The sequence below is a fragment of the Streptomyces nanshensis genome (genome assembly GCF_001751255.1).
GTDB lineage: Bacteria > Actinomycetota > Actinomycetes > Streptomycetales > Streptomycetaceae > Streptomyces > Streptomyces nanshensis_A.
The window spans coordinates 3,189-22,130 of sequence record NZ_LJGW01000279.1 but is presented as its reverse complement, the minus strand read 5'-3'; the positions used below and the strand labels follow the sequence as shown (position 1 = coordinate 22,130).

The 18,942-nt window shown below is 71.2% G+C and carries 13 protein-coding genes; 5 read left to right on the top strand and 8 right to left on the bottom strand.

Going from position 1 to position 18,942, the window contains the following annotated elements:
* The first annotated feature begins 242 nt into the window (after positions 1–242).
* Positions 243–1,130, top strand: a complete 888-nt coding sequence (locus tag AN218_RS16475; RefSeq protein ID WP_070017647.1) for an SAM-dependent methyltransferase — start codon at positions 243–245, stop codon at positions 1,128–1,130.
* A gap of 137 nt (positions 1,131–1,267) precedes the next feature.
* Here AN218_RS16475 and AN218_RS16470 read toward each other — a convergent pair whose 3' ends face one another.
* The 8 genes from AN218_RS16470 to AN218_RS16435 all read right to left on the bottom strand — a co-directional run bounded on the left by AN218_RS16470 (position 1,268) and on the right by AN218_RS16435 (position 10,692).
* The gene (locus AN218_RS16470; protein ID WP_070017646.1) at positions 1,268–2,188 is read right to left on the bottom strand and encodes a PE-PPE domain-containing protein; all 921 of its coding nucleotides are present in this window, start codon (positions 2,186–2,188) and stop codon (positions 1,268–1,270) included.
* 481 nt (positions 2,189–2,669) lie between these two features.
* Entirely contained in the window at positions 2,670–3,791 is a 1,122-nt protein-coding gene (locus AN218_RS16465; RefSeq protein WP_070017645.1) for a DUF4185 domain-containing protein, read from the bottom strand.
* Positions 3,792–4,124: 333 nt separating this feature from the next.
* Positions 4,125–4,847, bottom strand: coding sequence for a GNAT family N-acetyltransferase (locus tag AN218_RS36110; RefSeq protein WP_141747596.1), 723 nt, complete (start codon positions 4,845–4,847; stop codon positions 4,125–4,127).
* Positions 4,848–4,995: 148 nt separating this feature from the next.
* Positions 4,996–6,417 (bottom strand): glycosyltransferase family protein, encoded by a 1,422-nt coding sequence (locus AN218_RS16455; RefSeq protein WP_079132240.1) that lies wholly within the window; start codon positions 6,415–6,417, stop codon positions 4,996–4,998.
* A 126-nt stretch (positions 6,418–6,543) separates the two neighbouring features.
* Positions 6,544–7,527: a guanitoxin biosynthesis L-enduracididine beta-hydroxylase GntD gene (gene gntD, locus AN218_RS16450; protein ID WP_244900484.1), complete on the bottom strand. Its 984-nt coding sequence runs from the start codon at positions 7,525–7,527 to the stop codon at positions 6,544–6,546.
* A 210-nt stretch (positions 7,528–7,737) separates the two neighbouring features.
* The gene (locus tag AN218_RS16445) at positions 7,738–8,082 is read right to left on the bottom strand and encodes a hypothetical protein (RefSeq protein ID WP_070017642.1); all 345 of its coding nucleotides are present in this window, start codon (positions 8,080–8,082) and stop codon (positions 7,738–7,740) included.
* A gap of 251 nt (positions 8,083–8,333) precedes the next feature.
* Positions 8,334–9,398, bottom strand: a complete 1,065-nt coding sequence (gene ku, locus AN218_RS16440; RefSeq protein WP_070017641.1) for a non-homologous end joining protein Ku — start codon at positions 9,396–9,398, stop codon at positions 8,334–8,336.
* A gap of 286 nt (positions 9,399–9,684) precedes the next feature.
* The gene (locus tag AN218_RS16435) at positions 9,685–10,692 is read right to left on the bottom strand and encodes a GAF domain-containing protein (RefSeq protein WP_070017640.1); all 1,008 of its coding nucleotides are present in this window, start codon (positions 10,690–10,692) and stop codon (positions 9,685–9,687) included.
* 472 nt (positions 10,693–11,164) lie between these two features.
* On the opposite strand from AN218_RS16435, the gene AN218_RS16430 reads away from it, so the two are divergent.
* The 4 genes from AN218_RS16430 to AN218_RS16415 all read left to right on the top strand — a co-directional run.
* Positions 11,165–13,117, top strand: a complete 1,953-nt coding sequence (locus tag AN218_RS16430; protein ID WP_244900483.1) for a beta-ketoacyl synthase N-terminal-like domain-containing protein — start codon at positions 11,165–11,167, stop codon at positions 13,115–13,117.
* Complete coding sequence (locus tag AN218_RS16425; protein WP_070017638.1) at positions 13,114–14,679, top strand: amino acid adenylation domain-containing protein; 1,566 nt, start codon at positions 13,114–13,116, stop codon at positions 14,677–14,679. Before AN218_RS16430 ends, AN218_RS16425 begins: the two co-directional genes overlap by 4 nt.
* 91 nt (positions 14,680–14,770) lie before the next feature.
* Positions 14,771–15,952, top strand: a complete 1,182-nt coding sequence (locus tag AN218_RS16420) for an NAD(P)/FAD-dependent oxidoreductase (RefSeq protein ID WP_070017637.1) — start codon at positions 14,771–14,773, stop codon at positions 15,950–15,952.
* 577 nt (positions 15,953–16,529) lie between these two features.
* Positions 16,530–18,942: sensor histidine kinase (locus AN218_RS16415; protein WP_171908698.1), on the top strand; the 2,413-nt coding region annotated here is incomplete at its 3' end.

Here is an 18,942-nt window from a genome sequence, read left to right as displayed (position 1 = left end):
TGGCCGCCCGGTCCAGCTGCCGTACGTCCCTGGGCGCAGCCCCGCCCCGGCGTGCCCAACAGGGGCTGAAAAGCGATGTAGTTGCTTGAGTCATCCATCTAATAGTGTGCGCCGGGTGCCTCCCACCGGAGGCGCCGAGCCCGTCCGCGGCGCGGCAACTCCCCGCGACCGCAGGCGAGTTGGGAGACGGCCGCGCAAGCGGCGACCGCGACAGCAACAACCGCGAAAGACGGAGGTGTCCGTTGAGCACGGACCAGCAGTGGGACATCGTCACCGGCGTCGGCCTGACCGCCCTGGCGGTGGCCGCCGGCAGAGCGGCCGAGAGCGACCGTCCGGACGCCCTGATCACCGATCCCTACGCCGCCCGGCTGGTCGCCGCCGCTCAGGCACCCGTGCCCTTCCCCTTCGCCGACGGCGCCGAGGGAGCCGCCGCCATGGCGAGCGAGGACGAGGAGCTGTGGAGGGGCGCCACCGACTACATCGGTGTGCGCTCACGGGTCTTCGACGACTACTTCCTCAGCGCCTCCGAGGAGGGCATCCGGCAGGCGGTGATCCTCGCCTCGGGCCTCGACACCCGCCCCTACCGGCTCTCCTGGCCCTCCGGCACCGTCTGTTTCGAGCTGGACCAGCCGGCCGTGCTCGCCTTCAAGTCGGAGACGCTGGAGGGCGAAGGCGCCACTCCCGGCTGCGACCGCCGTCCCGTACCGATCGATCTGCGGGAGGACTGGGGCGCCGCGCTGGAGGCCGCCGGCTTCGACCCCTCCAGGCCCACCGCCTGGCTCGCCGAGGGGCTGCTCCCGTATCTGCCCCCCGAGGCCGAGGCACGGCTCTTCACCGAGGTCAGCCGGCTCTCGGCCGCCGGCAGCCGGTTCGCCGTGGAGCGGATCGACAACGTCATGCAGGTGCTCGACGACGAGACCATGGTGGAGCGCTCCAAGTCCTTCGGCATGGACTTCCGTTCGCTCTTCCCGGAGGGCGACCGCTCGCCCGTCACGGACCAACTGAAGGGTCTGGGCTGGGAGTTGGAGGAGCACGGCGTCGCCGAGTCCGCCGCGGCCCTGGACCGTCCCATGCCCGGGATCACGATGTTCGCCGAGCACGTCAGCCACACCTTCGGCCGGCTGGGCTGAGCCCGGCCCGGTTCAGCCCGGAACAGGCACTGCGCGGGTGCCGCCCACGGACGGTGTCCGTAGTGCGGCACCGCGCAGTCGTACGCGCCGGACGGTGCGGGGGCTGCGGGGCCCGGCGCGTACGGGACCGCTCCCGGCTACTTCGCCTGCTTCTCCGGCACCGACAGCCAGGGGAACTCGTCCATCTTGTCGCGCAGTTCACGCGGCAGGTGCTTCAGCACGCCCTCACGGAAACCGCTGAGCGCCTTCTGCGCACCGGGCACGTCGCCCTTGTACTGCTCGTACGGCGTCTTCGCCGGAATCGGCAGCGGCGGGCCGTGCGGCACGCGCGGCGGCTGGTCGTGGACGGTGTCCCCGTTGCCCCGCTGGGCGGCGGGGTCGATGTCGTACCCGTGGTCGCCCAGGAAGTAGCCCGCGACGCCGTTGGCGAAGCCGAGCAGGTTGGTCACCGGGTTCTCGGAGTAGCAGATCCCGTCGTTCTTGTTGCAGATCTCGTGGACAGCGATGTCACCGAAGCCGCGCGGGCCCTTCATGGTGATGCCCGGGACGATCGTCGGCAGGTTCGTCTCGATGCCGCCGGGGCCGCCCTTGACGCCGGGACGCCGCGGGTCGCCGTAGAGGACGCCGTCGATCTGCTGGTGCGGGATGCTCTGCTCGCGCGAGAGCTTGTTCAGCTCGTCACCGGCGACGATCGCGCCCTCGGAGTACCCGGAGATGGTGATGTGGGATCCGGGGCACTGACCGTGGTAGTCGCGAACCGCCTTGTCCAGCTTGGCGATTCCCTCGGCCACCGAGTCGTCCATGGAGATCGTGTCGCCCGGGTAGGGCGCGATCTGGGCCGAGTACTGCACCTTCTGGAAGTCCACTCCGGCGGGGAGCTTGCCGTTGCCCTTGTCGTAGGCCGTGGCGTTCCCGTCGAGGTGCCCGCCGACCTCGAATATCCGGGTCTGGGCGCAGTCCGCCGCCCCCTCCGCGCCGACGGCGGTCGCCACCCCCGCCGCGGTCATCGCCAGGGCCGACGCGGCCGCGACCGCGCCCCACACAGTTCTTCTTCGCATATCGCCTTCTTCTCGTCGGCTGTGAATTCTCTTCGCGCCGAGGCCCGTTCGTCGTACGCATAAGTGACGGGGGCTCAATCGCGAAGTGAGCGTAACAGCGCGCGGAGGGCTGAAGTCTGGGCTACTCCAATGAAATTGGGAATCCGGGCGATGAAAATTCTGGCGCACCGGTGTGACCAATGGTAACGGCGGTGTGCGCAGGGATGATTCGGACTCTTCTGCACTCGTTCCCCTTGCTGCGCAGGGGAATTGAGGCCGCTGGGAAAGGCGGCGCAAGAATCAAGCAGGACCGCTTTTTCTGTGCCCTCACGGAAGGAAGTGAAACGCTCAACGAATCGTCCGCGGGCCCCGTTGGGGTGTCCGGTTCTTTTCTTTCTGCGGGGGCGTACGTGCGGTGCGCGGCGGCATGAAGAACGGGCCGCCCCGCGGAGATCGCTCCACGGAACGGCCCGTACGCGGCGTACGGCCGCCCGGTTCCCGCTCAGCCCTGGCTCAGCCCGTCGATGCGGTACTGCATGACGCGGTAGTTCTGGTCGTCGTACCACTGGCTGACGGCGATGTGGAAGTCGTCGAAGGTCGAGCCCGGGTAGATGAACCCGCCGTACGGGCTCGCGACGGCGTTGCCCTGCTCGTTGCCCGGCGTCGTCGGCACGATCACCGTCTGCTCCGGGGTGGTGGTCAGGTCGGAGGTGGGCGAGGCGAAGACCTGGGCGCGCATCGACAGGGGCTCCATGTTCAGCCAGGTGAAGGCGTACTTGCCGCCGAGGGCGCGGAAGCAGATCTCGCCCCACTTGCGCCGTGCGGTGACCGTCGTGGCCGGATTGCCCCACGCCCAGGCCCCGTCGGCGAACCCCCAGGGCTCGTACGCGGCGGGCTCGCCGAGCCGGTCCTGCGGTACGCGGTGCAGCAGCAGATCGGAGGGGACCTCCCGGTTGAAGACCGAGGACAGCACATAGCAGAAGCCGTCGTCGGCCACCGCGTACGACTTCTGCTGGAACTGGCCGCCGAGCAGATCGCCCGGCCACTGGCACAGGTACTCCCACGTCTCGCCGTTGTCCGTGGACCTCCAGAAGTCGGAGTGGTGCGTCTGGAAGATCACGCCGCGCATCAGATGCATGTACATCGTGTCCCCGACGGTGAAGACGTCGGAGGGGATGGCCGTCGTGCCGCCCTCGTGGCTCTCGGGGACGAGGCCCACCGCGTGCGCGCCGCCCACACTTCCGTTCACGACCAGGGACCCGAGGTCGCTGCCGGAGCGCAGCCCGACCGGGGCCCGCCAGTCCGGGCCGCCCACGCCGCCGCCGTCGAAGGTGTCGCCGCCCACGTGCAGCATCGAGCCGTCCGGGCACAGCGCCGGGATGCCCAGATCCGTCCACGGGGCCGCGAACTGCCCTGTCTCGTCGGGCCCGGTGACGTTCCGGATCTTCGTTCCGCCGATGGCACGGGGGTGCTGTCCGGCGGGTTGCTCCGCCGCGTGCGCCGCGCCGGACAGCGCCGGCAGGACGCCCGCGCCGAGTGCGGCCCCGAGGCCCGCCCTGAGTGCCGTACGGCGGCTCGTGCCACCTGGTCCCGCGGTTCTCCTGGCCTGTGCCGGTCGGTCCATGGTGCGGCTCCCTCCGTGGGGCGAGCGCTCGGGATCGATGCGTGAAATCGATTTCCCGGAATCGTACGGCAACCCCCCGCGCCTCGCCATGAGTTGGACGTGGTCGATGTGGGCGCTGAGGCGTCAGTGCGGTCCCGTACGGGGCAGGTGCACCGTCGGCCGGTACGGGAAAACGATTCCGGTCGGCGAGGGCCCAGGGAGCAACTGCGTTCCGGGGACGCCCTGTTGAGCGCGGCGGCCCGGGACACGGCGCGGTCGCGGAGCCCGAGCGGCGGTCAGCCCGCGGGGAGTTGGGGGAGGAAAGGGAGCCAGGGAAGGGGGAAGGGCCCGGCGTCAGGGCAGGTAGGCGGCGCCCCCGGGCGGCAGTCCCAGCGGTGGCCGCCGCCCCTGTACGGGTGCCTGCGCCGGTGCCGGAGCGGGCCACGGCCCGGACGCGGGCGCCGGTGCGGGCGAAGGCCCCGCCGTGAGGCTCAGGTTGGCGAACCCGCCGGGCGGTGCGGCGCGGCTCGGCGCCAGCACCGCGTACAGCACGGTGTCGCGCCATGTGCCGTCCGGCCGCTTCTGGTGCCGCTGGAGCAGCCCCTCCCGTACGGCGCCGATCTGCCGCATCGTGTGGTGCCCGTTGCGGTCGAGGTCGTCGAGCTGCCACTGCACCCGCGTGAAGCCCAGGTCGAACGCGTGCTGGACGAGCAGCAGATGGATCTCGACGGTGGCGTACGACTCGGCCAGCGCGCCCCCGATCCAGTGCCAGCCGACGTCCAGCCGCTGGTCGATGACGCAGATGTTGAGATAGGCGATCCAGCCCACCGGGCGCCGGATACGGGCGTCCAGCACGGCGAAGAGGAAGGCTCCGCCCGCGGCCTGCTGCGCGAGGCGCTGTTCGACGATCAGCCGCATCTCGGCCTGCGAGCGCGGCGCGGACACGGGAAGCCAGCCCCAGTCCGTCTCCAGTCCGCGCTGGGCGGCGAAGAGATCCGGGACGTGGTCGATCCTGAGCGGCTCCAGCATGACGTACCGGCCTGCCAAGGCCACCGGAGCGGGGGGCCGCGCTGTCATGGCCGCACGCTAGCGCCAGGAACGCCGCCGTAGGGAGCCTTCTTCGGACAAACCACAGGGACTCTTTCCCGAGCCGCCCGTGCCACCCGTACTACCCGTGCCGCCCGCGTCGGACTGCCCGCCCCCGCTCGCCCGTCCGCGCCCCGGCTCATGCGCAGGCCGCCCGCAGCTCACGCCAGAACCGCTCCCAGGGAGCCCTGGGGAAGCGGTCCTCCGTGATCTTCCTGTTGACCTCCAGCCGTGCGCGCAGCGCGTCGTCGCCCTCGCGGAACGCCGCCAGCGTCCGCACGAACTCGGCCGCCCCCGCGCGGACCGACTCCGGCGAGGTGTCCATGCGTACGCGCGCGAACTCCGGCCCGTAGACCGGCTCGAAGACGTCGTACTCCGTCGTCAGACAGGGCAGGCCCGCCATGGCCGCGAGCCCCGGCCCGAGCCCCACCGTCTCCACGTCCGTGACGCCCGGTGTGAAGACGACGCCGCCCGAGGACGCCGCGGCCACCCGCAGCAGATCGACCTCGTCCAGGCGCCAGGTGCCGTCGTCCTCGCGGACGCTGGTCAGCGGTACGCCGTCGAGGAAGCGGACGTCGTCCTCGACGCCCGACGCGGCGCACAGCGCGGTGACTTCGCGCGCGTACTCCGGGTCCTCGTCCAGTCCGCCGAACACCAGCAGATACGGCACGGGTTCGCCGGTCCGCAGCGCTTCCTCGCGCATCTCGGCGAGCAGCCGCACCGCCACGTCCACGCCCTTGATGCGGAAGACCCGCACCGGGTCCAGCAGCACCGGCCGTCCCTCCTGGAGGCCCTGCTGTGCCGCGAACTCCCGGTGGCGGGCCTCCGGCCGGCCCTCGGGGACGGTCGGCAGCAGGTTGGAGACGACCTCGGGGACGGCGTCGGTCGGGTAGGAGGACGCCTCGTCCGCGAGCCCGTCGGAGATGACGATCCAGCGGGTGTGCGCGTCGTCGCGGGGGAGCGGGGTGAGGGCGTTGGGCCGCTCCGGATAGACGCGCGCACCGGTCTGCGGATCGTGGATGGCGCAGCTTCCGAACAGGTCGTGGTCCCAGAAGACCACCCCGCCGCGGCGCCGCCCGCCGGCGAAGTGCTCCCGTACGGCGGCGTGCAGGCCGGCGGTGGCCGGTACGGCGTCGGAGAGCGTCATGTTGAGGCCGAAGACCCAGTCCGGCTCGTGCTCGGCCAGCCACTCGGCGAAGTAGACGCGGTAGGGCTCCGTCAACGTCTCGATGCGCGCGGCCAGTTCACGCCGGGCATCGGCGCCGAGGGAGTCGTACGCGGCGACGCCGTCGCGGAGGGCGATCAGCTCCGCCGCCCGTGCCGCGTCGCTCAGCCCGTCCCGGACGCGGCGCGGTGCCGCCCGCATCCAGCCGGAACGGGCGTCCCGTGCGCCGCCGACGGGGTAGTACTCGGCCTTGTCGGGGCGCCACGCATAGCCCAGATCGGTGGCGACCGGCAGCTCGACCAGCTCCAGATCGCGGCCGACCTGGAGCACGTTGCGGAAGACGGTCAGCAGGCCGGACGTGGGAAGTCCGTCGCCTGAGACGAGTGCGATGCGCAACCTGGTCCCTCCTCGGGGGTGTGAACGCCCGTGCCGTGCGGGGCACTTGGGCGGCGGCGCGGGCGCGGGGTGCGGGGCGGTCTCCCGTACGTACCGAACCGGCCCCGTACGTACGGGCGTTGAGGGTCAGCCGCGCAGCACGCGGGAGCGCGGGCGCCGGTGCCGTGCGGCCGACTTGCGCAGGTCGCGGGTGACGGTGACCTTCCGCAGCCAACGGTCGGTGCCGTCCAGGCGGGGCCGGAACGGCTTGCGCCCGTGCACACAGCGCTGGTTGTCGACGACGAGGACGTCCCCGGGTCCCAACGGGACGTCGGTGAGCGCCGCTTCGAGCTGCGCGCCCAGTGCGGCCAGCGCGCCCGCGGCCTCTTCGTCGCCCGGCAGGGCTTCCATGTACGGCGGGTCGATCCGGATGCCCGGCTCGTCGCGGTCCCCGAAGAGCACGGCGACGGGCTCCTCGTACGCGGCGATCTCCGCGTCCGTCATATGTCTCCGGTGCTCCGTGTCGGGCCGGATGACGAAGCGGCGCTCGAAGAGCACCCGGCGGTCGGCGGCGGAGAGCCGGATGTCGCGGGAGGTGGCGAGGGTCGTCGGCACCCGGTCGTGGTTGCGCAGCGACAGCAGCAGGATGTAGTCGCAGCGGTACTCGTGGAACGCGTCCTCGGTGTGGAACTCGAGCGGCGACTCGCTGCCGTGGCCGGTCTGGTGCTGCTCGCTGCCGCGGATGGGGTGGATGTCGTTGTAGAGGCGGCCGTCCTGGAGGGTCGACCAGCAGAAGGGCTCTCCCAGCAGGGAGGCCAGCAGCGCCAGCCAGTAGTCCTGCGCCTCGGTGGCGTCCGGCGCGCGCTCTCTCCAGTGGCCGGGCGTCGGGCCGATGGCGCCGTCGTCCACGGGGAATCCCCGTATGAGCGCGGCGGGCGGCATGTCGCCGTGGCGCAGTCCGCTCACGCCCGCGCGCAGTCGCCGGGGGAGTGACTCGGTCTCCAGCGGCGCCGACCGGAGGAAGTCCTCGTCGTCGGGGCCCGGGTGCCGGGCTCTGAGGTCCTCGACGAGGTGCTGTGCGGAGGCGGCCTGCGCCTCGTCCAGATCCATGACCGACAGTGCGTCTCGCAAGGCGGCGTCCTCGGGTCGCGGGGGTACGAACAGCAGACGGAACCGGCGATGCCGCCCCGAGGACTACCCCTCGTCACAGACGACCAACCCCGTCCCGTGCGTTCGGGAGGGGGTCGGTCGTCTGTGACGTCAACTGACGCCGCTGTGGGGGGAGTTCGGACCACGACGACGCAGCGGCCGAACTGCCTCCCCCTGTGCCGACGTTGGCGGCTACGGAGCGACCCAGCCGTACTTCAGCCCGCGGTGGCCGGCGCAGTACGCGTACGACCAGCGGTTCTTGACGACGCTCAGCCCGTACTGCTTGCTGCCGTCCTTGCACCGGGCCACGGCGTCGTAGCCGGAGTAACCGCACTTGACGCCGAAGGTGTTGCGGTCCTTCCAGGTCTTGCAACTGCCGCCTGCGGCCGTGCTGTCGGGCGCGTGAGCTTGCGCGTGGGCCTGCGCCTGTGTGTACGGGGCGTCGGCCAGCGCCTGGCCGGAGAAGGTGCCGATCGCTGCGGTGGCGCCGAGAACGGCGACGGCCGCCAGTCGCCCGATCCGTGCACGGCTGATCATGAAGGGTGTCCTTTCGACGGCTGCGGATGACCGCGCCCGGGACCGCGTTCGCGTACCGTGGTCTGCCGGACGCCGGACGCCGGACCGGCGGGACGGTGCACAGTCCCACATAAGGGGACGTATGCACCGCATCGTGTCCGTTTCGCGGCCTACCCGACGGCTTGTCCGGCAACCCTCCGTCACTCCAACTACGCGCGGCTGCACAGGAGTTCGAGGTTGCGTGCCCCGGCCCCCTGGCCCCTGCCCCTCGGTCACGCCGCGCGTGACGAGCTGCGGGCCACCGCCTCCTCCAGTTGTGCGCGGGTCATCCGGGAGCGCCCGGGCACGTCCGCCTCGCCCGCCAGGCGGTACAGCTCGTCCTTCGTCAGCGCCGCGAGGTCTCGCTCGCGCTGCTTCCGTCCGCCGGCCTGCTTCTTCGCCGTGCCGGCCCTGCTGCCGCCGCCCGTACGGGACGTGGGCCGCTGCTTCCCGCTCCGCGCGCCTCCCGCGCTCTTCCCGGCCTTCGCACTTCTGCCGCCCGCGCCCCTCCTCGTACGCGAGGAGCGTGCCTCGTCGACGGAGGCCTCCAGGGCGGACATCAGATCGACCACGTTGGTGCTCTCCGGAGGTCCCTCGGCCTTGGGCACCCGCTCTCCCGAGCGCTTCGCCTCGACCAGCTCCCGTACGCGCTCCTGGGTGCGGTCGTGGTAGTCGTACGGGTTCCACTCCATGGCCATGGCCTCGACGAGCTGCGTGGCCATCTTCCGCTCCCGCGCGGGGGCCTTGGCGGTCGAGGGCAGATTGCTCAGCGTCTCGTGCGGGTCGCGCACCTCGTCCGCCCAGTGCAGGGTGTGCATGACCAGCACGCCGCCCTGCTCGTGCACCGCCACGAGATAGTCCTTCTGCCGCATGCTCATCGTGGCGATGCCCGCGCGGCCCGTCTCGGCGAGGGCGTCACGCAACAGCCCGTAAACATTGGCGTGTTCTTTTCGGGGCTGGAGAAAGTATGTGCTGTCGAAGTACGCCGGAGCGATGGCGTCCAGCTCGACAAATCCGGTGATTTCGATCGCCTGGGACCGGCCCGGCGTGATCTCGTCCAGCTCTCCGGGCTCGATGATCACGTACTCGCCGCCGCCGGTGTCGTACCCCTTGACGATCTTGTCGTAGGGGACCTCTTCGCCGGTGCGCTCGTTGACCCGCCGGTTGCGCACCCGGTCCGAGGTGCCCCGCTCCAGTTGACGGAAGCGGATCGTGTGCGAGTCGGTGGCCGTCGCGAGCTGGACGGGCAGGGTGACCAGCCCGAACGTCAGCGATCCCGACCAAACGGCGCGTGCCATGACGTCCGCCTCTCACCCGGCGCCAGTGGCTCTCATCGTCACACCGCACGCCGTGGCCCGCCGTTCCGGTACGCCCTTCGGAGGGACCGGACGGGCAGCGCGCGGGGCGGTGCCGGGGCGCGTGCGGGGGCGTGGTGCCGGTGCCGGGCCCGGTGCGGACCACCGGGGATGCCGCCGCTCCCGTACGCCGTGACGGCGGGCCGGAACCGGCGGCGCGAATCCGGCCGCGACCGGTCTCACCGGCCGGCGGCCTCTGTGCCGCGCGGGGAATTCCCCGACTGTCTTTCTAGCTGTCCATGCCCTCCGTACGGGGATTGGCGAAGCTGGAGACGAGGTCTTCCGCGAGTTTCTGCTGCGGCGATCCCGGGGCCGATTCATCGGATGTGATCGCGGTCGTCAGAACGGTGTTCACCGGGGCGTCGGGACGCAGCCGCACCGGAGTGCACGTGATGTCGAAGCGCTGGGAGAGTTCCGAGCCGGGCAACGGAATGCTCACGCTGCGCAGTTCGGTGACCTGAGCTTCCTGCAAAGCCCAGTCCATCGTGTCGAAAACACCCGCGTCGCGCAGCGTGGGATACGCATCGCGGGCCGGAGTCAGCAGCTCGGCACGGCCGAAAGCGCTTCCCTGCCGGGTGTTGGCGAAACGCAGCAGATGGTCCGGTCCCTGAGTGAGCATCATCGGGAAGGGCGCCCGGTCGAAGACCGCGAGCAGTTCGTCCTGCTGTGCCAGAACGCTGTCCCTGAGCTGGAATTCGGGCTTCAGGGTGTCGGCCAGGAACTGCATCTCCGACTTCTGCTTCTCGGTCCACTTGTGCGGCCGTACGTCGGCGACCGTCACGGTGCCGATGATCAGGCCCGTGTTGTCCTTCAGCGGAGTGCCGAGATAGGCCCGTACGTTCAGCGCCTCGACCACCGGGTTGTTGCGGTAATGGCGGCTGGCGAGGACGTCCTCGATCGCCAACTGGGCCTTCTGGCGCACGACATGGGGGCAGAAGCCGATGTCTATGGGGGCGTCGCGCGACTCGGGAGCCGGCGGCACGTCGCCGATCCCGAAGGGGATCCCGGCGTGCTCCTCGTGCTTCTGACCGGACGTCGGGAAGCACAGGCCGCGGAACATCTGCTGGCCGCCGATGAAGTTGACCATGGCTATGGGAGCGTCGGCGAGACTGCTCGCCAGCGTGGCGATTCTGTCGAACTTCTCTTCCGGCTCAGGGGAGTTGAGACCGAGGCGCTGCAGTCGGCGCTCGCGCTGTTCGTCCGCGAGCCGCAGTTCGTTCGAGGCTGTGGAGTCCATGGCCGCACATGAAACCAGACCCGGCGCGCACTGTCCCCGGCGCACGTGCCGCACGGGGCGGCGTACGGTCCGCGTGCGGCACGGGAGAGACTCGGGGAGCGGCGCCGTCAGGCGGTCGAAAGCGCACTATCGGCCAGGGTGTCCAACTTCTGCCGTTTCGCGAAGCGATCGCTTCCCGTCAATCTTGAAACCTGCCCCCTTTCCAGTTGCGAGAAGTCTGGGCACGAGCGGCCGAGAAACGGTGAAGAATAAAAGGAATACTTCGGGCATATGCACACCAAATATCTGTCTGCGATGACCTGAGTGTTCCTTACCGCCCAGTACGTCACGGTGCGGTGCGAGACGAGTGCATCAAGTTACAGCCACGGTGGAAGGCTCCAGGGCGGGTGGGAACATCGTCGTCGCGCGTCACACGTTGGCAATGGAGGGGCGGGTAGTGAGGCGAACAACAACGGACGGTGAAGAACGGTCGGTGGCAGTCATCGGCATGGCCTGCAAGTTCCCCGGAGCCGCAGACCCCGACCAACTGTGGGAAATCCTGCAAACCGGTCGGGATGCCACGAGTGAAACCCCGGCAGAGCGCTACGACGCGAATGCGCTCTACTCCGAGAGCCCGGAACCGGGCACAATCGCCAGCCGCCGCGCGGGCTACCTGGACTCCATCGCCGAATTCGACGCGGGATTCTTCGGCATGTCACCGACGGAGGCGACGGACCTCGATCCGCAGCAGCGGCTGCTGCTGATGACCGCGTGGGAGGCGCTGGAGGACGCCGGCCGGCCGCCCGAGTCGCTCGCCGGCGGCGACACCGGCGTCTACGTCGGCAACACCCGCGGCGACTTCCTGGAGCGCCAGCTCCAGCAGGGCCTGGATCACGTCACGGCGTCCCAGCTCAACAACTTCCGTGCGCTGCTGCCCGCCAGACTCTCCTGGCAACTCGACCTGCGCGGCCCCAGCGTGCTGATCGACACCGCGTGTTCGTCGTCGCTGGCGGCCGTGCACCAGGCGGTGCAGGCGATCCGTACGCGGGAGGTGCCGCTGGCCCTGGTCGCCGGTGTGAACCTCGCGCTCCGTCCGGACGTCGCCGTGATGATGACGCGGGCCGGGAACCTCGCCCACGACGGGCGCAGCAAGTTCGCCGACGCCGACGCCGACGGTTTCGCGCCGAGCGACGGCGTCGGCGTCGTCGTCCTCAAACCGCTGGCCGCCGCCCGCGCCGACGGCGACCGGATCCGTGCGATGATCCAGGGCAGCGCCGTCGGCAGCAACGGCCACACCGGCGAATCGTTGCTCGCGCCGTCCGTCGAGGGCCAGATCCATGTGCTGCGCAAGGCGTACGAGGACGCGGGCGTCGAACCGTCCGAGGTGGACTTCGTCGAGGCGCACGGCTCGGGTTCGCCGATGCTCGACCAGGTGGAGTTCGCCGCGCTGGGGAAGGTCGTCGGCGAGGGCCGCCCGGCCGAACGCCCCTGCTACATCGGCTCGGTGAAGACGAACATCGGCTACGCGGAGGCGGCCGGCAGCATCGCCGGACTGATCAAGACCGTGATGTGTCTGGAGCACCGCCGCATCCCGCCGAACCTGCATCTGAAGACGCCCAGTCCGCAGATCGCCTGGGACGACCTGCCGCTCGCCGTGCCCGGAGCGCTCCGGGAGATCCCCGACCGCGGACGTCCGGCCCTCGCCGGGGTCACCGGCCAGGGGGCCTCGTGTCTGAACGCGCACGTGGTGCTGCGCGAGGGCGAGCCGGCCGTGTCGGACCGCGCACAGGAGGACGACTCCGACAGGCAGACGTATGTGCTGCCCCTCTCGGCACGGACTCCCGCCGCGCTTCAGGCACTTGCCGACGCGTACGCGGCGTATCTGATGCCCGGCGGTGCCGGATCGGTGCTCGCGCTGCGCGACATCTGCCACAGCGCGGCGACCCGCCGCCAGCACCACCCGTACCGGATGGCGGTGACCGGCTCCACGCACGAGGAGATCGCGAACGTGCTGCGCCACGGCGAGACCGGTGCGGTCATCCCGCCGCGGGCCCTGTCCGACGCCGCCGAGCAGTACCGCAGCGGCCAACCCGTCGACTGGGACGCCCTGTTCGGCACCGGCTGCGTCTTCGTGCCGCTGCCGTCCTACCCGTGGCAGATGCAGCGCTACTGGCCCGGCGAGCACGACCACGGCACCGGCGGGCACGCGGCGGAGGGCGACGACCTGGCCACCGTGCTGCTGGGCGAACACGCCCGCGCCTCCTCCAAGTACCGTGACAGCTCCCTGCTGTCGGAGATCGGCATCGACTCCCTGGCCAGGATCGAGATCATCGCGAAGCTGGCACAGGAGCACCACTACGAGGTCGACCCCGAAGAGCTGGCCGCACTGCACACCGTCGGCCAACTGCGCGGATACCTCCGGCAGTTGGAGGCGCAGACGGTATGAGCGACCATCATCCCGGCCTCTGGGAGCAGTTCGCGTCCGCCGCCCGTCGGCACAGCGCGCACACCGCCCTGGAAGTCGGCGGCCTGGAGCTGACCTACGCTCAACTGCACGACGCCGCGGAGGCGTTGGCCGCCCGGATCGCCGAGGCCGGCGGAGGCACCGCCCCCGCACGGGTGGGCATCCTCTCCGACCGCACGCTCGTCTCGTACGCCGCATATCTCGCCGCGCTGCGCACCGGCGCCACCGTCGTGGCCCTCAACCCGGACTGCCCGCCGGGCCGCAACGCCGCCATCGCCGAGGCCGCGGGCATCGGACTGCTCGTCACCGCGCCGCACCCCGCGACCGCCGAAGTCCGCGTCCCCGTACTGACGTCGAGCCCCGAGGAGGTGGCAGGGGCCGCCGCGGACGGTGCGCCGCCGCTGCCGCCCTGCCCGTCCGTCCCGGACGACGTGGCCTACATCGTCTTCACTTCGGGCTCGACCGGAGCGCCCAAGGGCGTGCCGATGCTGCACCGCAACGCGGTCTCGTACGTGGCCCACGCCTCCACGCTCTACGACGTGGCGCCCGGCAGCCGCTGCTCGCAGACCTTCGACCTGTCCTTCGACGGCTCGCTCTACGACCTGTTCGTCACCTGGCACCAGGGCGGCACCCTCGTCGTACCGCAGCGCAGCCAGTTGCTGACGCCGGTCGCCTTCGTCAACTCGGCCCGTATCACGCACTGGTGGTCCGTTCCCTCGCTCATCTCCTTCGCGCAGCGGCTCGGCGCTTTGAAGCCCGGCAGCATGCCCACGCTGCGCCGGAGCCTCTTCGGCGGCGAGGCGCTTCCGCTGGCGGCGGCCCGGCTGTGGCAGGAGGCCGCCCCCGCGAGCACGGTCGACAACCTCTACGGGCCGACCGAACTCACCTGCACCTGCGTGGGATACCGGCTGCCGCAGGACACGGAGCGCTGGCCCGTCACACCGAACGGGACGGTGCCCATCGGACGTCCGTACCCGACGGTCGAGCACCTGGTGCTGGACGAGGACGGCAAGCGGGCCGCCGAGGGCGAGCTGTGTCTGCGCGGCGCGCAGCGCTTCCCGGGATATCTCGACCCCGCCAACAACCCCGGCAGGTTCCTGTCGTTGGGCGAGGACGGCACGGTGCAGCCGCACGACGCCGACACGCCGCCGGGGCGGGCCGGCTGGTACCGCACCGGTGACCGCGTCGCCGAACAGGACGGTGTGCTCGTCCACTTGGGACGCATCGACCACCAGGTCCAGATACGCGGCTACCGCGTCGAACTCGGCGAGGTGGAGGCCCTGTTGCGGCAGCACCCCGCGGTGCGCGACGCGATCGTCCTCGCCGTGCAGGGGCGGGGCGGCGAGACGGACCTGGAGGCGGTCGTCACCACGGCCCGGCGCGGCCCGGACGAGACCGAGGCGCTCCACCGCCACCTCGGCGTCCGCCTCCCGGCGTATATGCTGCCGCGCCGCATCACCGCCTTCGAGCAACTGCCGCTCAACCCGAACGGCAAGGTCGACAGGCAGGCTCTGGCGACGGCCCTCACGCACGACCGCTCCTGAAACGCGCACGACCGCTCCCCGGCGCGCAGACCGCGCGGTGGGGAGCGCGCACGGCAATCAGTGACTTCATCAACGTCTGGGAGAACCAGGCATGTTCGATGCCATCGTGGTGGGGGCGCGCTGCGCCGGATCACCGACGGCCATGCTGCTGGCCCGTGCCGGACACCGGGTGCTCCTGGTGGAACGCGGCGAACGCGGGACCGACACGCTGTCCACGCACGTCATCCACCAGCCCGGCGTGGCGGCGCTCGCCCGCTGGGGACTGCTCGACCGGGTACGGGCCACCGGCTGCCCGCCGCTGGACCGCGTGCTGTACCGCGTGGCGGACATCCGCCTGGAGGGCAGCGGGGACGGCGTCGACGGGCAGCGCGCCGGCTACGCCCCGCGCCGCCGTCTGCTGGACCCGGTGCTCTCGGACGCCGCGGCCGAGGCGGGCGTCGAGGTACGCCACCGCTGCTCGGTCACCGGGCTGCTGCACGAGGACTCCGGGCGGGTGTGCGGCGTGCGACTGCGCCAGGGCGGACGGGAGTTCACCGAACGCGCACATCTGGTGATCGGCGCGGACGGCATGCGCTCCACGGTCGCGGAGCACTCCGGCGCCCGCGAGACCCAGCGGACGCCGCGGCTGACGTGCGCCTACTACGCGTACTGGGAGGGGGTGCCCTCGCTGCTGGAGCTCTACGAGCGGCCCGGCGGCTGGGTGGCCTCCGTCCCCACCAACGACGGGGCGACGCTCGTCCTCGCCTACCTTCCGCAGTCGCGCTACGCCGAGGTGCGCACCGACGCCGACGCCGCCTACACGGAGCAGATCCGGGCCACGGCGCCCACGCTGCACGAACGGCTGCGGGACGGGCGGCGCGTGGAGCAACTGCGCGGCACCGGGCACCAGGAGAACTTCTTCCGGCAGGCGAGCGGACCCGGCTGGGCCCTGGTCGGCGACGCCGGACACCACAAGGACTCCATCACCGCCCGCGGCATCACCGACGCCTTCCTCCAGGCGGAGTCGCTGGCCGGGCACATCGCCGGGCTGCTGGACGAACGGCCGCGCCTGGACGAGGCGTTGGACGCCTGGGCACGCCACCGGGACGAGGCGATGGCGGAGGGATACCAGGCCGCTCTGTCGGCGGCGCGGCTGGAGACGCACCCCAAACGGCTGTCGCTGCTGCGGGCGGTCGCGTCCGAACCGGAGCTGACGTCGACCTATTTCGACGTGTTCGCCGGTGTCAAGCCGCCGACGGCTCTCTACACACCACGGCTACTGGCCCGCCTGTAACGCTCACAACTCCACAGAATCTTTTCGAACCCACCGGTATCGGCACGCTTTTCTGCTTCCTTGATCAGGTGCTGCCGAAGGCCGCTTTCCCGGCGGCGCGGCAACTGATAGACATGCTCTTGTGAACGGAATCCCGATGGTGGGCAGTTGTCGTGAACCGAGCCGTGCGCGTCCCCAACTCGGGCCTTCCCGGGGGAGGATGACGCGCTTTCCCGTTCAGTGTTGACGCATCGCGACGTGGTACCGTTTCCGGCTGTCTGCCGGGAAAGCCACGTCAGTGAAAACCGTGAGCCACCGGTACAACCGAGCCCCTCGGCGGATCCCGAACCCCCCTGAGCGCCACCATCGGTCCGCTGTCGCGAGGAAGAAGATGTCAGACGAACGCGACCGGCACAGAGTGCCCAAGACTGCACGTCGTCACTCCCTGCGCATAGCGCTGGTTTCCCCCATTCTCGTTCCGGCGGTCGCACTCGCGGGAATGTGGGCATACGCGGCAAACGACTCGGTGGAAAAGGGCCTGCGGTTAGGAGCGGAGGCGAAGGCCGGTTCCTCGGCCGGTCACTCGGTGCACACACTGGTGACGCGCCTTCAGGACGAGCGGCGCTGTACCGCCGCCTGGCAGAGCCACCGTACGAAGAACGCACACGCGGCGCTGGAGGCCGCGCGCGCCCGCACCGACAAGGCGCTCTCCGCCTTCCGCGCCGCCGAGGGGCGCTTCGACGACCTCGAGCAGAGCGTCGATGCGGACAAGCAGCGTACCCTGACGAAGTCCCTGGGCGACCTGACCCGGGAGCGGAACCAGGTCGACTCGCGTGCGTCCGGACGCGGTGACTCCTACGGCTACTACACGGGAGCGGCCGAGGCGGGCACGACCTTCCTCGCCGACGTCCTGCACAGCGACGACGGCCAACTCGCCCACAGCGCCGCCGCGGTGACGTCGCTGGTGCAGATCGGCGAGCTGCTCTCCCGTGAGGACGCGCTGCTGACCGGCGCGGAGCCCTCCGGGCAGATGTCGACGACCGTCCGGCAGACCTTCCTCGGACATGTGGCCGCGCAGCGGGAGGCCGCGCGGAACATGGACACCCGCAACATCCCGGCGTCCGCCGCCGGCGACTACCGGCGGATAGCCGACCAGCGGCAGTGGGCCGTGGTGCAGCGCATCGAGGACAGCATCGGCTCCCAGGCGCGGCAGGCCCCCTCGCGCAGCACGACCCCGGGGTCGGGCACCACCCCGGGCACCACACCCGGTACGACGCCGACGACACCCCGAAGTGCCCCCGCACGCTGGGAACTTCCCGCGCGGGCGAGCGAGTGGCGCGACGCGGCCGACGCCGTCACCGGCGACCTGCGGGACGCCACCTCCGCCTCGCTCGACGGCATGGCCGACCAGGGCGCCGCCCGTGCCGACGACGCCCTGCTGACCGCCGGGGCGGGCTCCGCCGCGGTGCTGGCCGTGCTGGCCCTGACGGGTTTTCTCGCCGTACGCCTCTCGCGCTCGCTGACGCGCCGTCTGGCCGGACTGGAGGAGGCGACCGTCCAGTGGACCGACACCTCCCTGCCGGATCTCGTCGCCCGCTACAAGCAGGGCGAGCGGAGCGGCGGTCTGCCCACCGTGCCGCACGAGAGCGGCGCTGCGGCCCACGACGAGCTGGGCCGTCTGGTGAGCGCCGTACGGGAGCAACAGCGCAGCGCCGTCGAGGAGTTGAGCGGTCTCGCCGAGGCCATCGACGCCAAGTGGAAGAGCGACGCGGAGACCACGCAGCAGCAGCACCGCAAGCGCGAGGGCGCCGAGACGGTCGTGCTGGGCCTGCTGCGCCGTAACCAGTTGCTGATCAGCCAGCTCATCTCCCTCATCGACAGCCTGGAGCGCAGGGAGCACGACCCCGAGCTGCTGACGGACATCTTCAAGATCGACCACCTGGTCACCCGGCTCCGCCGCGACCTGGAGAACCAGTCGCTCATCGTCGGCGTGCAGCCCGGCCGCCGCTGGAGCAAGCCCGTCCCGGTCTTCCAGGTGCTGCGCAGCGCCGTCGCGGAGACCGTCGACTACACACGCGTCGAGGTGGAGACCGCGCCGGAGTTCTCGCTCTCCGGCCGTGTCGTCGCCGACGTCGGGCACATCCTCGCGGCCCTGATCGAGAACGGCACGTCCTTCTCCCCGCCGCACACCCATGTCAACGTACGGGCCGAGGAGGTCGCCGGAGGCCGGCTGGCCGTCGAGGTGATCGACCGCGGCCTCGGCATGGACACCGAGCAGTACGAGCACCTCAACCGGCTGCTGGCCGACCCGCCCGAGCCGGACGTGACACGGCTCGGCGAGATACCCCAACTCGGCCTGTTCGTGGTGGCGTTGCTGGCGAACCGCATCGGCCTGGAGATCACGCTGTGCAGGTCGGCGTACGGGGGGACGAAGGCCGTCGTCCTCATCCCGAACGAGCTGCTGGAGGAGGCGCCGCCGATCCTTCCGGCCTTCAGGGAGCCGGCGGACGAGGACGGCGGGCGCCAAGACGACGCCGTACGCGGCGAGTTCGCCGAGCATGCGGCGGTGCCCGCGGCCGACGCCGTACGGCCGAAGCGGAGGGAACCCTCGGCGGCGGAACGCACCTCCGAGCGCGACGGCTACCAGCGCGACGGCCTTGAGCGGGACGGGTACGAACGGGACGGGTACGAGCGGGAGACGCCGCAACGGCGGGCCCCCGGACGGGAGTTGCCGGAGCGGCCGCTCCCGGACCGGTCGGCTCCCGAGCCCCGGACCCCGGAGCGCCCCGCGACCGGACACCCCGAGCCCGAACGCCCGGCGGCGCCCCGGCGCGATCTGCCCACGCGGACGGCACCCGAGCGTGGCCTGCCCCAACGCGGCGCGCCCGAGCGGGAACCGGCGAAGCGGAGCGAGCCCCGGCGGCAGCCCGCGCATGCGTCCGCACCCGTGCTCACCCCCGACGTCGGCGGCGCGTGCAGCGGTCTCCAGCCGGACCCGGAGGACGACCTCG

Bases quoted from the DNA above. Each gene is read 5' to 3' on its own strand.
- AN218_RS16470 (WP_070017646.1), bottom strand. From the start codon at position 2,188: ATGCGAAGAAGAACTGTGTGGGGCGCGGTCGCGGCCGCGTCGGCCCTG.
- AN218_RS16465 (WP_070017645.1), bottom strand. From the start codon at position 3,791: ATGGACCGACCGGCACAGGCCAGGAGAACCGCGGGACCAGGTGGCACG.
- AN218_RS36110 (WP_141747596.1), bottom strand. From the start codon at position 4,847: ATGACAGCGCGGCCCCCCGCTCCGGTGGCCTTGGCAGGCCGGTACGTC.
- AN218_RS16445 (WP_070017642.1), bottom strand. From the start codon at position 8,082: ATGATCAGCCGTGCACGGATCGGGCGACTGGCGGCCGTCGCCGTTCTC.
- ku (WP_070017641.1), bottom strand. From the start codon at position 9,398: ATGGCACGCGCCGTTTGGTCGGGATCGCTGACGTTCGGGCTGGTCACC.
- AN218_RS16435 (WP_070017640.1), bottom strand. From the start codon at position 10,692: ATGGACTCCACAGCCTCGAACGAACTGCGGCTCGCGGACGAACAGCGC.
- AN218_RS16425 (WP_070017638.1), top strand. From the start codon at position 13,114: ATGAGCGACCATCATCCCGGCCTCTGGGAGCAGTTCGCGTCCGCCGCC.
- AN218_RS16420 (WP_070017637.1), top strand. From the start codon at position 14,771: ATGTTCGATGCCATCGTGGTGGGGGCGCGCTGCGCCGGATCACCGACG.